The sequence below is a fragment of the Campylobacter concisus genome (assembly GCF_003048375.1).
GTDB lineage: Bacteria > Campylobacterota > Campylobacteria > Campylobacterales > Campylobacteraceae > Campylobacter_A > Campylobacter_A concisus_T.
Genome location: NZ_CP021642.1, coordinates 21,093 through 37,343 on the forward strand (window position 1 = coordinate 21,093; position 16,251 = coordinate 37,343).

General features: G+C 33.9%; 15 protein-coding genes. All 15 read left to right on the top strand.

Annotated elements, in window-relative coordinates; translation table 11 throughout:
• Positions 1-2: 2 nt before the first annotated feature.
• The 15 genes from CCS77_RS00120 to CCS77_RS00190 all read left to right on the top strand — a co-directional run bounded on the left by CCS77_RS00120 (position 3) and on the right by CCS77_RS00190 (position 16,250).
• Positions 3-1,049 carry a GDP-L-fucose synthase family protein gene (locus tag CCS77_RS00120; protein ID WP_107916191.1) on the top strand — a complete coding sequence of 349 codons (1,047 nt, stop codon included), beginning with the start codon at positions 3-5 and terminating at the stop codon, positions 1,047-1,049.
• Positions 1,042-2,730 carry an ABC transporter ATP-binding protein gene (locus tag CCS77_RS00125; protein ID WP_107916192.1) on the top strand — a complete coding sequence of 563 codons (1,689 nt, stop codon included), beginning with the start codon at positions 1,042-1,044 and terminating at the stop codon, positions 2,728-2,730. The genes CCS77_RS00120 and CCS77_RS00125 overlap by 8 nt, the downstream gene beginning before the upstream one ends.
• A complete protein-coding gene (locus CCS77_RS00130) occupies positions 2,727-3,917 on the top strand; it encodes a UDP-N-acetylglucosamine 4,6-dehydratase (protein ID WP_107916193.1) in 1,191 nt (396 codons plus the stop codon). The genes CCS77_RS00125 and CCS77_RS00130 overlap by 4 nt, the downstream gene beginning before the upstream one ends.
• On the top strand, positions 3,904-5,055 hold the full coding sequence (locus CCS77_RS00135; protein WP_107916194.1) for a LegC family aminotransferase: 1,152 nt from the start codon (positions 3,904-3,906) through the stop codon (positions 5,053-5,055). The genes CCS77_RS00130 and CCS77_RS00135 overlap by 14 nt, the downstream gene beginning before the upstream one ends.
• A 2-nt stretch (positions 5,056-5,057) precedes the next feature.
• On the top strand, positions 5,058-5,669 hold the full coding sequence (locus CCS77_RS00140) for a NeuD/PglB/VioB family sugar acetyltransferase (protein WP_107916195.1): 612 nt from the start codon (positions 5,058-5,060) through the stop codon (positions 5,667-5,669).
• A 24-nt stretch (positions 5,670-5,693) separates the two neighbouring features.
• Positions 5,694-6,695, top strand: a complete 1,002-nt coding sequence (gene neuB, locus CCS77_RS00145; RefSeq protein WP_107916196.1) for an N-acetylneuraminate synthase — start codon at positions 5,694-5,696, stop codon at positions 6,693-6,695.
• Positions 6,692-7,849, top strand: a complete 1,158-nt coding sequence (neuC, locus tag CCS77_RS00150) for a UDP-N-acetylglucosamine 2-epimerase (protein WP_107916197.1) — start codon at positions 6,692-6,694, stop codon at positions 7,847-7,849. The genes neuB and neuC overlap by 4 nt, the downstream gene beginning before the upstream one ends.
• A gap of 3 nt (positions 7,850-7,852) precedes the next feature.
• The gene (locus tag CCS77_RS00155) at positions 7,853-8,899 is read left to right on the top strand and encodes a nucleotidyltransferase family protein (RefSeq protein ID WP_107916198.1); all 1,047 of its coding nucleotides are present in this window, start codon (positions 7,853-7,855) and stop codon (positions 8,897-8,899) included.
• Complete coding sequence (locus CCS77_RS00160; protein WP_103638887.1) at positions 8,899-9,618, top strand: cytidylyltransferase domain-containing protein; 720 nt, start codon at positions 8,899-8,901, stop codon at positions 9,616-9,618. Before CCS77_RS00155 ends, CCS77_RS00160 begins: the two co-directional genes overlap by 1 nt.
• Positions 9,615-10,640: a Gfo/Idh/MocA family protein gene (locus CCS77_RS00165; RefSeq protein WP_107916199.1), complete on the top strand. Its 1,026-nt coding sequence runs from the start codon at positions 9,615-9,617 to the stop codon at positions 10,638-10,640. The genes CCS77_RS00160 and CCS77_RS00165 overlap by 4 nt, the downstream gene beginning before the upstream one ends.
• Positions 10,624-11,916 carry a glutamate-1-semialdehyde 2,1-aminomutase gene (locus CCS77_RS00170; RefSeq protein ID WP_107916200.1) on the top strand — a complete coding sequence of 431 codons (1,293 nt, stop codon included), beginning with the start codon at positions 10,624-10,626 and terminating at the stop codon, positions 11,914-11,916. The genes CCS77_RS00165 and CCS77_RS00170 overlap by 17 nt, the downstream gene beginning before the upstream one ends.
• 11 nt (positions 11,917-11,927) lie before the next feature.
• Positions 11,928-12,485, top strand: coding sequence for a GNAT family N-acetyltransferase (locus tag CCS77_RS00175; protein ID WP_107916201.1), 558 nt, complete (start codon positions 11,928-11,930; stop codon positions 12,483-12,485).
• The gene (locus tag CCS77_RS00180) at positions 12,482-13,609 is read left to right on the top strand and encodes an N-acetyl sugar amidotransferase (RefSeq protein ID WP_107916202.1); all 1,128 of its coding nucleotides are present in this window, start codon (positions 12,482-12,484) and stop codon (positions 13,607-13,609) included. Before CCS77_RS00175 ends, CCS77_RS00180 begins: the two co-directional genes overlap by 4 nt.
• A 218-nt stretch (positions 13,610-13,827) precedes the next feature.
• Positions 13,828-14,604: an oxidoreductase gene (locus CCS77_RS00185; RefSeq protein WP_236635276.1), complete on the top strand. Its 777-nt coding sequence runs from the start codon at positions 13,828-13,830 to the stop codon at positions 14,602-14,604.
• The gene (locus tag CCS77_RS00190; protein WP_107916204.1) at positions 14,601-16,250 is read left to right on the top strand and encodes a hypothetical protein; all 1,650 of its coding nucleotides are present in this window, start codon (positions 14,601-14,603) and stop codon (positions 16,248-16,250) included. The genes CCS77_RS00185 and CCS77_RS00190 overlap by 4 nt, the downstream gene beginning before the upstream one ends.
• Position 16,251 lies beyond the last annotated feature (1 nt).

Sequence of the window (16,251 nt, forward strand, 5' to 3'; positions counted from 1 at the left end):
AAATGGATAAAAATAGCAAAATTTATGTAGCAGGACATAAGGGACTGGTGGGCTCTGCTATAGTGAGAAATTTAAAATCAAAAGGCTATGAAAATATAATCACAAGAACTCATAGTGAGCTTGATCTTATGGATCAAAAAGCGGTTTGTGAGTTTTTTGAAAAAGAAAAACCTGAGTATGTAGTACTAGCTGCTGCAAAGGTCGGCGGAATAGTGGCTAATAGTACGTATAGGGCTGATTTTATATATGAAAATTTACAAATTCAAAATAATGTGATCCATCAAAGCTATGTGCATAAGGTAAAAAAACTATTATTTCTGGGGAGTACTTGCATATATCCTAAAGATGCTCCACAGCCAATGAGCGAGGGGGTGCTTTTGACATCTCCACTTGAATACACAAATGAGCCATATGCAATCGCTAAAATAGCTGGCATGAAGATGTGTGAGAACTATAATTTACAGTATGGTACAAATTTCATATCTGTTATGCCTACAAATTTGTATGGTCCAAATGATAACTTTGATCTAGAAACTTCGCATGTATTGCCAGCGCTTATAAGAAAGATACACCTAGCAAAGCTTTTAAGTGAAGAAAAATTTGGCGAAGTAGTAAAAGATCTAAAAGCAAGAGATATAAATGAAGCTATGGCTTATCTTGATAAATTTGGTATTTCAAAAGATAGAGTAGAAATTTGGGGCACAGGAGAGCCTAGACGAGAGTTTCTACACTCAGAAGATATGGCCGATGCCTGCGTGTTTTTACTGGAAAATAGAGACTTTAAAGATACTTATGATAAAAATAGCAAAGAAATAAGAAATACACATATAAATATAGGCACAGGCAAAGATATCTCGATAAATGAGCTAGCAAATTTGGTTAAAAGTATAATTGGCTTTAAAGGCGAGCTATATTTTAATGATAATAAGCCTGATGGAACAATGCTAAAACTAACGGACCCATCTAAGCTCCACTCTCTTGGCTGGAAACATAAAGTAGGGCTTGAAGATGGGATAAAGACACTTTATGAGTGGTATTTAAATGGCTAATCCAAAAAAGCTGTTAGCAATAACAACACGGCAAGAAAAGAAAAATTTTATAATTTTGATTTTTATGAGTATTTTTTTGTCGATTATTGAAACTGTTGGAATATCTGCTATTATGCCATTTATCACTTTGGCATCAGATCCGTCAAAAATAGTTAGCAATAAATACTCAAAAATAGTTTATGATTTTTTTGAATTTTCTACCGCTACAAATTTTATGATATTTTTTGGATTTTTTTTAATAGGATTTTATATTTTTAGAGCTACTTATTCAATGCTTTATAATTATATACTTAATAAATTTGCGTTTGGAAGATTTCATGCTTTTGCATTTAGGCTTTTTAAAAACTATACAAATTTGCCTTATAAAAGATTTGTAAAAAGAAATAGTGCAGAATTGATAAAGACTATCGTAAATGAAGCCTCAAATCTTTCTTTTTATATGCAAAGCCTACTTTTGATATTCTCGGAATTTTTTACTGTAGTATTGCTGTATGCCTTATTGCTTTTAATGGATTGGAAAATGACTCTAGTTTTAACTATTCTTTTGGGGGTAAAAGTATTATTTTTATTGTTTTTTCTAAAAAAAAGAATAGAAAAAGAAGGTTTAAAAAGGTCAATAATGCAATCAAAATTTTATAAAATTTTAAATGAAACATTTGGTAATTTCAAAATTATAAAACTTATACAAAATGAAGAAAAACTTTATAGTGAATTTTCAAACATAAGCTATGGTTATGCTAGAGCCAATATTGTAAGCAATACCTTAAACCAACTGCCTAGGCTTTCTCTAGAAACGATTGGCTTTAGCGTTCTTATAGGAATTGTTGTCTATGTTCTTTTTCAATATAACGATGCAAACTTTGTTTTGCCAATTATTTCTATGTATGCCCTAGCTTTATACAGAATTCTTCCAGCTTTAAACAGAATACTTTCTAACTATAATACTATTTTGTTTTTATCTAACTCTCTTGATATTGTATATAGTGATCTTAGCTATACTCCGCAAACAGAAGGAAAAGATTTTATAGATTTTAAAAACAAAATAGAATTAACAAATGTAAGTTTTGAGTATAACAAAAATAAAAAGGTTCTAGAAAATATCAATATAATTATAAACAAAGGCGATAAAGTTGCTTTTGTGGGAGAGAGTGGAAGCGGAAAGTCTACTCTAGTTGATTTGATTATTGGATTATATAAGCCACTTAGTGGTGAAATAGTTATAGATGATAAGAAATTAACCTCTGATAATGTAAAATCTTATAGGTCAAAAGTAGGCTATATACCACAATCAATATACCTTTTTGATGGCACGGTTGGAGAAAATGTGGCCTTTGGCTACGAATACAATAAAGAAAAAATTATAGAAGTTCTAAAAAAGGCTAATATATATGATTTTTTGTATTCGAAAGAAGGTATAGATACTTTGGTTGGAGATGGTGGAATCCAGTTAAGTGGTGGGCAAAAACAAAGAATAGGAATAGCTAGAGCTCTATATAGTGACCCAGAAATTTTAGTACTAGATGAAGCAACAAGTGCTTTAGATAATGAAACAGAAGCAAAAATAATGGATGAGATATACGAAACAAGTCAAGATAAGACATTGCTAATCATTGCACACAGATTAAGCACAATTGAAAGATGCGATAGAAAAATAATGCTATCTAATGGAAAAATAATATGAATAATATCTTAAGCTTAATAGGACGCACAAAAAACCTCTTTGAAGATGACATAAAAGCACTTGGTAAAGGCCTAAAAGAGGTAGTTTCAAGCTCAAGTTTTTTAGTTATCGGTGGGGCCGGCTCGATAGGCTCTGCCGTAACAAAAGAGATCTTTATAAGAGACCCCAAAAAACTCTACGTCGTTGATATCTCTGAAAACAACCTTGTTGAGCTAGTGCGTGACATAAGAAGCGAGTTTGGATATATAAGTGGCGACTTTAAAACTTTTGCCATAGATGTTGCAAGTGCCGAGTTTGACGCACTTTTAGTGCAAAGTGGTGGATTTGACTACGTGTTAAATTTATCAGCACTAAAGCATGTTAGAAGCGAAAAAGACCCATTTACACTCATGAGAATGCTTGAAACAAATATCTTTAACACCGATAAAACGCTGGCTCAAGCTATGGGTATGAAGTCAAAAAAATATTTCTGCGTCAGCACCGACAAGGCCGCAAACCCTGTAAATTTAATGGGAGCTAGCAAACGCATCATGGAGATGTTTGCGTTTAGGCACTCTTTAGAGATCGACGTCTCGATGGCTAGGTTCGCAAACGTGGCATTTAGCGACGGCTCGCTTCTTTTTGGCTTTCAAAAACGCATAGAAAAGTCTCAGCCCATAGTCGCTCCAAACGACGTCAGACGCTATTTTTTAACGCCAAAAGAGAGTGGCGAGCTCTGCCTTTTAAGCACCATTTTTGGCGACAATAGAGATATATTTTTCCCAAAACTAGATGAAAATTTAGACCTTATAACATTTAGCGAGATAGCCAAGCGGTACTTAGCAAATTTAGGCTACGAGCCATTTTTGTGTGAAAATGAGGAGGAGGCTAGAAAGCTTGCAAAAGTGCTTCCAAAAGATGGCTTTTACCCTTGTCTTTTTGCGCCTAGCGACACGACTGGAGAGAAGGACTATGAGGAGTTTTTCGTTGACGGCGAGAGACTTGACATGCAAAGACTTCAAAACATCGGTATAGTCAAAAATGATGCAAATTTTGACAGCAAAAAGTTAGAAATTTTCAAAAACAATATCTTAAATTTAAAATCAAGCTTGACATGGAGCAAAGAGGACGTTTTGCGCGAAGTTTTCGAGCTTATACCAAATTTTATGCATAAAGAAACAGGAAAGTATCTCGATGAAAAAATGTGATTTTGACGAGGTTTTGAAATTTATAAAAAGCACCTTTGGTAAGGACAAAGTCCCGCTTCACGAGCCTAAATTTATAGGCAACGAGAAAAAATATCTGCTTGAGTGCATCGACTCTAGCTTTGTCTCAAGTGTCGGCAAATTTGTCGATGAGTTTGAGAGTAAGCTAGCTCAAATGGTCGATGCTAAATTTGCAGTTGCCACGACAAATGGCACCTCCGCGCTTCACATCTGCCTAAAACTAGCTGGCGTAGAGCAAAATGACGAAGTGATCACCCAGCCAGTTACTTTTATAGCCACTTGCAACGCCATTAGCTACCTTTTTGCAAAGCCGGTTTTTGTGGATGTTGATCTTGACACACTCGGTATGTCGCCAGCGTCACTTAGTGCGTTTTTGGAGAAAAACTGCGAGCTAAAAGGCGGCAAATGTGTAAATAAAACTAGCGGCAGGATAGTGCGAGCCTGCGTGCCTATGCACACTTTTGGACTGCCTTGCAAGATAGATGAGATAGCTGAAATTTGCAAGCGTTGGAACATCGCTTTAGTAGAAGACTGCGCTGAGAGCCTTGGTAGCTACTATAAAGGCACTCATACAGGGAATTTTGGCAAGCTTGCAGCGATGAGCTTTAATGGCAATAAGATAGTCACAAGCGGAGGAGGCGGAGCTATCATCACAAACGATGAGGAGATAGCAAAGCACGCTAAATTTATCACCACAACGGCCAAGGTGCCACATCCTTTTGAGTATCGCCACAGCGAGATCGGCTACAACTACCGCTTGCCAAATTTAAACGCGGCCCTGCTTGTGGCGCAGCTTGAAAATTTGGAGCTATTTTTAAAGAGCAAACGCGAACTTGCGATGATCTATAAAGAGTATTTTTCTAAATTTGATGATGTGAAATTTATAGATGAGCCAGCGGACGCTAGGTCGAATTTTTGGCTAAACGCGGTGCTCTTTGAAAGCCGTGAAAAACGAGATGAGTTTTTGAAATTTAGTAATGAAAATGGCGTTTTTACGCGTCCTATCTGGCAGCTCATGAATGAGCTTGATATGTTTAAGGAGTGCCAAAGAGATGAGCTAAAAAATGCTAAATTTCTAAGCGACAGGATAGTAAATATCCCAAGTAGCGCAAGAGTCTAGCCGTGCAAGATATAGTTTTAGTAGGTGGTGGCGGGCACTGCAAAAGTGTGATAGATGTCATCGAGAGCGAAGCTAAATTTAATATAATTGGTATCATAGATACGGCAGAAAATATTGGCAAAAAGGTGCTTGGCTATGAGATCATCGGTAGCGATGATGATCTGGCTGAGGTTTTTACATCATGCAAAAATGCTATGGTGACGGTTGGACAGATAAAAAGTAGCGAGCCTAGAAAAAGACTGTTTGCTCTACTAAAAGAGATAGGTTTTATACTTCCAACCATAGTCTCACCACTTGCATATCTATCAAAGCATGCATGTGTAGGTGAGGGAAGCGTGGTGATGCATCATGCCTTGATCAACGCTGGTACATGTGTCGGTAAAAACTGTATCATAAACACAAAAGCACTTGTGGAACATGACGCAACTATCGGCGATCATTGCCATATCTCAACAGCAAGTGTGGTAAATGGTGGCGTTGTCGTGCAAGATGGGACATTCTTTGGCAGCAATGCAACCAGCAAAGAGTATATCGTGATAGGCGAAAATTCTATCATAGGCGGCGGAACTAGCGTGATGAGAAGCTTGGAGAAAAACGCTTTTATAAAGGCGTAAAACTAGAATTTTAAAGGAAATTTGATGTCAAATAGGGTTTTTATCATAGCTGAGGCTGGGGTAAATCACAATGGCGATATAAATTTAGCTAAAAAACTGATCGATGTAGCAGCCAAAGCCGGCGCTGATGCGGTGAAATTTCAGACCTTTAAAGCTCAAAATCTTGTTTCAAAAAACGCACAAAAGGCTAGTTATCAAAAAGAAACTACCGATAAAAATGAAAGTCAGTTTGAGATGATAAAAAAGCTTGAACTAGACGAGAACACGCATAAAGAGCTCATAGCCTACTGCAAGCAAAAAAATATCACTTTTCTCTCAACTCCTTTTGATAGTGACAGCATAAAGCTTCTTGATGAGCTGGGGCTTAGCACATTTAAGATCCCAAGTGGCGAGATAACAAATTTACCTTATCTTAGGCAAATAGGTGGGCTTAATAAAAAGATCATTCTCTCAACTGGCATGGCAAATTTAGGCGAGGTGGAAGCCGCGATAGAAGCACTTGTAAAAAGTGGCACGAAACGTGAAAACATAAGCCTTCTTCATGCAAATACGCAGTATCCAACGCCAATGGAGGATGTAAATTTAAAGGCGATGATAACTCTTAAAAATGCCTTTGGTCTTGAGGTCGGATATAGCGATCATACACTTGGGATAGAGGTCGATATCGCAGCAGTTGCCATGGGTGCAAAGATCATAGAAAAACACTTTACACTTGATAAGAGCCTGCCCGGACCTGATCATAAGGCTAGCCTTGAGCCAGATGAGCTAGCAGCTATGGTTAGGGGCATTAGAAATATCGAGCTAGCGCTTGGAGACGGACTAAAACACTTTAGCAAAAGCGAGAGTGAAAATATCAAAATAGCTAGAAAGTCGATCGTGGCAAAACGAGATATAAAAAAGGGTGAAATTTTTAGCGAGCAAAATATCTGCGTAAAACGCCCAGGAGATGGCATAAATCCTATGAGGTGGGATGAGGTGGTTGGGCAAATTTCACAAAAAGACTATAAACAAGATGAACTGATATGAGAAAAATTTGTGTAGTGACAAGCACTAGAGCTGAATATGGCCTGCTTTACTGGCTCTTAAAAGAGATCGAGGCAGATAGTGAGCTTAAGCTTCAGCTCATTGTTACTGGCATGCACCTAAGTCCTGAGTTTGGACTAACATACAAAGAGATAGAAAAAGAATTTAAGATAGATAAAAAGATAGAAATTTTAAGTAGTTCTCATACAAGTCTTGATATTTGCGCTGAGATGGCAATAGTTTATGAGAAATTTGCTCCGGCACTAGCTGAGCTTAAGCCCGATATATTGGTGCTTCTTGGCGATAGATATGAGATATTTGGTGTAGCAGGTGTTGCTAGTATCATGCAGATACCAATGGCACATATCCATGGCGGTGAGACCACACAAGGAGCATTTGACGAAGCTTTTAGACACAGCATAACAAAGATGAGCCATATACATTTTGCAGCTACAAATGAGTATGCAAACCGCATAATTCAGCTTGGTGAAGAGCCTGGTAGAGTTTTTAATGTTGGTGGCCCTGGCATAGAAAATATAAAAAAGCTAAATTTACTAAACAAAGATGAGTTTGAAAAGTCTATAAATTTTAAGCTTGCTAAAAAAAATATCCTCATCACTTTTCACCCAGCTACACTTGAAAATAGTAGTGCAAGAGAGCAGTTTAATGAGCTTTTAAAAGCACTTGATGAACTAGATGATACAAATTTTATCTTTACAAAAGCAAATAGCGACACAGATGGCGATGTGATAAATAAAATGATAGATGAGTATGTGAACGAAAACTCACAAAAAGCAGTGGCTTTTGCATCGCTTGGGCAGCTAAGATATCTAAGCGCGATAAAATTTGTTGATATCGTCCTGGGAAATAGCTCAAGTGGCCTTTTGGAAGTTCCAAGCTTTAAAAAGGCCACCATAAATATAGGCGACCGCCAAAAAGGACGTGCTAGAGCTAGTAGCGTAATAGATACAAGGCCTATAAAAGAGGAAATTTTAGCCGCTATAAAAAAAGCATACTCAAAAGAATTTGAGCAAACTTTAAAAGATACGATCAATCCTTATGATGGTGGCAATCCAAGCAAAAAAATGGTTAAAATTTTAAAAGAGATCAAGCTTGATGGTATTTTGAAAAAGAAATTTTATGACGTAAAGATATAAATAATGAAAAATATAAAAAACATAAAGCTAAAACAAAATGCTACTATAAAGGAAGCTTTGGGGATTATAGATAGCGGAGCTATGCAGATAGCTTTAGTTGTTGATGACAATGATAAGCTTCTTGGGACACTAACAGATGGCGATATAAGAAGGGGTATATTAAGAGGACTGGACCTTGATAGCTCTATAGAGACGATCGTTTTTAAAGAGCCGGCTGTTGCAAAAATTTCTAGTACAAAAGAGGAAATTTTAAAGATAGCGTTATCTAAAAAACTTCACCAGATACCAATAGTAGATGATAATGGAATAGTTTTAGACTTAAAAGAGATAGAAGAGCTTGTTGAGCCAAAGATTAAGACAAATAGAGTTATTTTGATGGTAGGAGGTCTTGGTACTAGACTTAGACCACTCACGCAAGATATGCCAAAGCCGATGTTAAAAGTCGGAAATAAACCAATCCTTCAAACGATAGTCGATAAATTTGCAGAGTATGGCTTTGTAAATATCACGATGTGTGTAAATTTTAATGCCAGTATCATTAGGGACTATTTTGGCGACGGAAAAGAATTTGGCGTAAATATAGATTACGTTTTAGAGCAAAAAAGGATGGGCACAGCAGGGGCGTTAAGCTTGCTAAAAGAGCGTCCAAGTGAGCCATTTTTTGTTATGAACGGTGATCTTCTTACAAATGTAAATTTCGAGCATATTTTTAACTATCACACGCTACATAAAGCCACAGCCACAATGTGCGTCAGAGAGTACGACTATGAGGTACCTTACGGCGTGGTAAAGATGAATGATAATAAAATAACTGCTATCGCAGAAAAACCAGTGCAGAAATTTTTTGTAAGTGCTGGGATATATATGCTCTCACCTGAAATTTTAGATCTTATTCCACAAGATGAGTTTTACGACATGCCTGTGCTATTTGAAAAGCTTATAAAATTAAGTAAAAATGTTATATCATTCCCGATCAGAGAGTATTGGCTTGACATCGGACGTATGGAAGAATATCAAAGAGCAAATGAAGAGTATAAAGAAGTTTTTTAATGTATAAAAATAATAGTTTTTTAGCAATTGTACCGGCAAGAGGAGGCAGTAAGGGTTTGCCTGGAAAAAACATTAAAGAATTATGCGGAAAGCCACTTGTTGCGTGGAGCATAGAGGCTGGACTAAAAAGTAAATATGTAGATGAGGTCATGGTTAGCACTGACGATGAGAAAATTGCAGAAATTTCAAAAAAGTATGGCGCAAATGTCCCATTTTTAAGACCAAGTGAGTTGGCAAGTGATACCGCCACAACCTTTGATGCTGTAAAACACACTATAGATTATTATAAAAATGAATTAAAAAAAGAGTTTGACTATATCGTTTTATTAGAGCCTACATCGCCTTTGAGAGAAGTTTGTGATATAGATATGATGATAGAAAAAATCATAGATAATCAAAAAAAATTTGACTCAATATCTAGTATAGGGGAAGTGCACGAGCATCCATCTATCATGAAGAAAATTGTAGAAAATGATTCTATTGTACCATTTTGCAAGGAGCTCGAATTTACTACAAGGCGACAGGACAACGAAAAGGCATATTTTCCTTACGGGGTTGCTTATATAGTTAAAATAAAAAATTTCATAGAAGAAAAAACATTTTATACACAAAGAAATACTTTTTATGAGATAAAGAGATATCAATGCTATGAAATAGATGATATATATGATTTTTTAGCAATCGAAAATATAATGAAATACGAATGGAGGTTGAAATGAATTTTTTAGTAATCGGTCTGGGTTCAATGGGCAAGAGAAGGATTAGAAATTTAATTGCGCTTGGTTATAAAGATAGTATTGCTGGTTTTGAGCCAAGAGATGATAGAAGGAGTGAAGTAGAAAGAAAATATAATATTAAAACTTTTGATAGCCTTGAAAAAGCAATGGCTGAATTTGTTCCAGATGTATTCATAGTATCTACTCCACCAAATATGCATATGCATTATGCATATTTGGCTGAAAAAAACAATATTAACTGTTTTATAGAAGCCTCTGTTGTTGAAGCTGAAAAAATTTTAGAATTGTCAAAAAGAATAAAAGATAAAAAAATTTTAATAGCACCATCTTGCACAATGAAATATTATCCTATTTCAATAAGAATAAAAGAGTTAGTTAATAAAAAAGTAATAGGTAAAATCCTTAATTATAACTATCAAACCGGTCAGTATTTGCCAGATTGGCACCCTTGGGAAAAAATAGAAGATTTTTATGTTTCAAATTCTGATACCGGTGGTTGTAGGGAAATAGTTCCATTTGAATTGACATGGTTAAATGATATTTTCGGTGACTCTACACCACTGGCGTGTGTGAGAAAAAAAATAACAGATATTAATGCTAATATAGATGATATATATCATTGTATTTTAGAACATTCAAATAATGTATTAGGAAATTTAACTATTGAAGTAGTATCAAGACCTAGAGCTACTAGAGAAATGAGAATATTGGGTTCAGATGGTGAGATAGTTTATAGTGCAGATAATAATGAACTCAGATATATAAATACCAATATGAATAATTGGAATAGGACAAAATTTGGTACAGGAACAGTAGAAAGCGGATATATTAATCCGGAGGAGCCATATATTAATGAGTTAAAAGATTATATAAATGGTATAAAAGAGGTTAAAAACGGAGAGGTGTTGACATACCCAAATAGGCTAGAAGATGATTATAGAGTATTGCAGAACTTATATAGACTAGAAGAAATAAGCGAGGGAAGACATGACTTATCAAGATAGATTATTAAAAGCAATACCTGGCGGTGCGCATACTTATAGCAGAGGGTTTGATCAGTATCCAGCCAATGCTCCACAAATTTTAAAAAGAGGGAAAGGCGCATATGTATATGACGAAAATGGTAGAGAATTTTTGGACTATGGAATGGCGCTTAGGGCTGTAAATTTAGGCTACGCGAATGAAGAAATAAACAAAGCTGCGATCGAGCAAATAGAATTTGGAAACAATCTAACTAAGCCTAGTATGATTGAGCTAGAGGCCGCTGAATTATTAATAGATATGATAGATAGTGTTGATATGGTTAAATTTACTAAAAATGGCTCAACAGCAACAACAGCAGCTATCAAACTTAGTAGAGCATACACTGGAAGGGAGCTGGTTGCAAGATGCGCAGAGCACCCATTTTTTAGCTATGATGACTGGTTTATTGGCTCAACGCAACTTACCAAGGGCATACCGCAAAAGGACACTGAAGGCACAAAAACATTTGGCTACAACAACATTGAAAGCTTAGAGAGGCTTTTTGATGAATTTCCTAATCAAATAGCTTGTGTGATTTTAGAGCCAGCTGCGACAGAACACCCAAAAGATAACTTTTTACATAAAGTAAGAGACCTGTGTCATAAAAATGGAGCAGTATTTATACTTGACGAGATGATAACTGGCTTTAGATGGCATTTAAAAGGGGCTCAATATTATTATGATATTAAGCCTGATTTGTGCACTTTTGGAAAGGCAATGGCAAATGGATTTTCAGTTGCGGCTATAGCCGGAAAAAGAGAGATAATGCAGCTTGGCAGCATAGAATTTGAAGGAAAAGAGAGAGTCTTTTTGCTATCAACAACACATGGTGCAGAGATGAGTGGCTTAGGTGCTTTTGTTGCGGCTATGAAATTTATGAAAGAACATAATGTGGTTGAGTATATTTGGAACTATGGCACAAGACTAATCTCTATAATAAATGAGCTTGCAAAAAAATATGAAATTGAAAGAAATTTCGTAGCAGGCGGGATCGAGTGCAGCCCGTACTATTTGACCTTTGATAAAAATGGTCAAAATTCTTTAGGGCTAAGAACTCTTTTTTCTCAAGAAATGATCAAAAATGGTGTGCTTATTCCTTGGGTGGCACTTTCTTATGCTCACGGAGAAAATGAACTTACAAAGACTAAAAACGCACTAGAAAAAACTTTTGAAGTTTATAGAAAGGCAGTTAATGAGGGATATGAAAGATATTTAGTAGGTAGCCCTATCAAGCCAGTGTTTAGAAAATTTAATTAAGGGAGAGTAAAATGATATTGGAAAATGAAATAATACAACTAAGACCATATATTTTAGAAAAAGATAATTTGACCCTAAGAGGGCAATATTTAGAATGGATACAAGATTACAATAATATAGAATATATTAATTCGATATCATTGCTAATGAATGATAGTTTAGATTTTATAGAAAATAGTTTTAATAGGTTCGCATCAAAAAATTCTCAGGGCTTTTTTATTTATCATAAAGGTAGTAAAAAATTTCTTGGTACAGTAAAACTAGACAAAATTGATTTTTTTAGGCAATCTGGAGAATTTGGCATAATGATTGGAGAGCAAGACTTCAAACGTCAAAACATAGGTACATTTTCAATGGGGTTAATTTTAGACTATTCTTTTAGAATACTTGGCCTACATAGGATATGGGGAGGGTGTGCTACAAATAATACTGGTATGCGAAAACTTTTTGAGAAATTTAATTTTAAAGAAGAGGGCAGACAAAGAGAAAGTATTTATGTTAATGGTGTTCATCAAGATGGTGTCTTTTATGGGCTATTAAGGAAAGAATGGAAGGATGAAATAAGATGAGTAAAATTTTTTGGTGCAAAAAGTGCTTGAATATGTCTACTAGACCGAGAATTGAATTTAATGAAGATCAAATTTGCAATGCTTGTCAATGGAGTGAAGAAAAAAAATCTTTAAATTGGGATAATCGAAAAAAAGAATTGATAGAAATAATAAATAAACATAAAAAATCTAATGGTCAATACGATTGTATTGTTCCAGTTAGTGGCGGAAAGGATAGTTCTTATGTTTCATATAAGTTGAAATATGAATATGGTTTAAATCCTTTGACTGTAACGGTAAAGCCTGGAATAGTTTTTGATATTGGAGAAGAAAATCTAACAAATTTTATATCCTCGGGGTATGATAATATTACAATAAGACCAAATTTGAAAGTTTTAAAACAAGTTGATAAAATTGGACTTATTGAGTTTGGAAGACCAATGCTAGGGTGGCAAACAATTATACAAGCTTTTATCCCAAAAATAGCAAGAAAATTTAATATACAAATGATTTTTTATGGTGAAAATGGAGAAATAGAATATGGAGGTTCTACTAAAAACAAGAACGTGCCGTATGGAAGTTTTGAATTTGTTAAAAATATTTTGTTATCAGATACATACAATAGAATACTTAATAGTGGAATAGATAAAAATGACTTGGAAATGTATAAATTTGACGAGGATTTTATTCTTGGTAAAAGTAATGTGCTAAGTCTATATTGGTCTTATTTTGAACCTTGGGATTCATATAGAAATTTTAAAATAGCAGAAAAATATTGTGGTCTTGCTAGTAAGAAATCTCAGGAAGGCTCTACCTATAACGATTATTCACAAAACGACACAAGTTTATATGATTTACATACATATCTAATGTATTTAAAATTTGGTTTTGGCAGAGCTTCGCAGGACGCGGGTATTGATATTAGAAGAGGCGCTATTTCTAGAAAAGAAGCAATAGAGTTAGTGATTAAATACGATGGTATATTCCCAGAAATATATTTAGATGGGTATTTAAAGTATTACGATTTAACAAAGGAAGAGTTTAATAATATTATAGATAAATGGGCTAACAAAGATCTGTTCTTTAAAAGAGATGGTGTATGGACCCCTAAATTTGAAGTTGGAAAAGATTTTCAAATAGGTTAATATATAAATCATTAGCTTTTTTAAGAGTATTTTAATAAAAATGATTTAATTGGTAAGTATTTTGGGCTTAAAATCGTTTTTAAACCTAAAACTTTATGCTGTCATTAAAATTTAAGTAAAAATTATATCCGTGCTAAGAGTTGAATTTAAAAATATACATAGAGTTTCGATAAAATATTAAAACATATTAATGTAACAAAAGAACTTTATAAGGAGACATGATAATGCTTAAAGACAAGGTTGTAGTTGTAACTGGTGGAGCTGGACTTATTGGTAAAGAATTTATAAAAGCTATTGTTGAAAACAACGGCATAGCTATTATCGCGGATATAAATGAAAAAATAGGACAAGAGGCAAAAGAGGCGCTATCTAAAGAGCTAAATTCAAAAAATATAGACTTTGTAAAACTTGACATCACGTCTAAAGACTCTTTGGAAGCTTGTATAAAATATTTGCATGATAAGTATAAAAGGATAGATGCATTAGTAAATAATGCGTACCCTCGAAACAAGAACTATGGAAGGCACTTTTTTGATGTTGAGTATAGTGACTTTATAGAAAATTTGGGACTAAATTTGGGTGGTTATTTTGCCGTATCTCAGCATTTTGCAAGATACTTTAAAGAGCAAGGATATGGAAATATCGTAAATATATGCTCGATCTATGGCGTGGTTGCTCCAAAATTTGAAATATATAAGAACACAACAATGACTATGCCGGTTGAATATGCTGCCATAAAATCAGGGCTTATACACCTTACTAAATATATGGCAAAGTATTTTAAAGGGATGAACATCAAGGTAAATGCGCTAAGTCCTGGCGGTATATTTGATAACCAGCCAGAGCCTTTTTTGGAGAAATATAAAGATCAGTGCCTAAACAAGGGTATGTTAAACAATAGTGACTTAAAAGGCACCTTGGTTTATCTGCTGAGTGATATGAGTAGATATGTAAATGGGCAAAATATTGTAGTTGATGATGGGTTTAGTTTATGAAGATACTTAAATATGTTAAACATATATTAAGCTTATCTAAAAGGGGAACTTTTTTAGATTATATTATTTATTATTTGAAGGCCATTCCAAAAGTTAAACAGCTTAAAAAAATTGATTTCTCAAATATAACTATATATTTTAAGGAAAACTCTAACTCTGTAAAATCAGATAGAAATGTCTTACTGGAATTTTTTTCTGATTATCCAGCAATGGTTCATAATATCTGCAATAGAAATTTACTTTTAGAAAACATAAAAAACACAAATAGCATTGCTTTACTCCAGCACAATTCTGATATTAAAATGAAATACTTAGCAAGAGTATATGGCATAAATAAATTTACATCTGTGTATACATATAAAAATATTTTATATAGATATATGTCATTGATATTCCTAATTAAAAATTTTAAATTCTTTAAATATAAAAAAACATATGGCTGGAGCATAGTTTGTGAAGGGATTGAAATAGGTGACCTGATTTATGATCAGTTTTTAAGATTTTCAAATTTACCTACTTATAGAAAAATTGATTTAAGGTTTTTATTATATATATTTAATTCTATAATATTATTTTATAGATACAAAGATATATTGGTAGAAAATAAAATTACTGATATTATTTTATCTCATGATGTGTATGCTGATTATGGGATATTTTTTAGAGTAGCTTACTTAGTTGATCCAGATATAAAATTTTATAATGGTGATACAGTAAATCTTGGTTATTTGACTGTACAAAATGCCACAAAAGGTCATATTAAAAAGCCAAGAGTTCTTTATAAAAATGATACGGTAGCAATATTTTCTAAATTTCCCAAAGAAGAATTATTAAAAGAATATGAGAATATTATGCTACTTAGAACTAGCGGGAAAAATTATAAAGATATTGATAATGCAAATGTATACTTGAATACAGACATAAATAGCATTGAGGAATTAAAATCCAAATATGCAGTTCATCAAGAAGGTAAAAACTTTTTTGTATATTCGCATGCTTTTATTGATGCCGTTAGATATTTTGAAACTCTTTATTCGGATTATTACACTTGGTTATATGAGACTTTGATTTTATTGTCAAAAAAAACTTTAAAACATAATTTTTACGTAAAAGCCCATCCTTCTGAACATTTTTATAAATGTGATGTTACTGTGAAAAGTGTTGTTGATGAAATAAATACTAAATATGGAGCCAAGTTTATTTACCTGGATAAAAAAATAAATAATAATGTTGTATTTAAGTATGCAGACGCTTGTTTTACTTGCACTGGATCGATCGCTTTTGAAGCACCTTGCTTTGGTGTGCCAGTATTTACCGCATCAAATTTTATGGAAGAAGTAAAAACTACTATAAATTCTATGACTATAGATGAGTATAAGAGAAATTTGGAAACCATAGATAATTTACAAAGGCTTAGTGATGATGCAATAGAAAGAGCAAGATTGTATTTTATTTTATTTGATAAATATTTTCTGATAGATCTGGAAAATTCAATTAATGATGTTTTTGTGGATTCATATAAGCAGTATGAGTTTATAAATAGTAGTATTCTAAATAGTCCCAAAGTAACCGAACAAGTATTATTTAGAGCATTTAAACATACTGTGGCAAATAATTTTTTATATACCTATAGAAACGAAGTCTAAA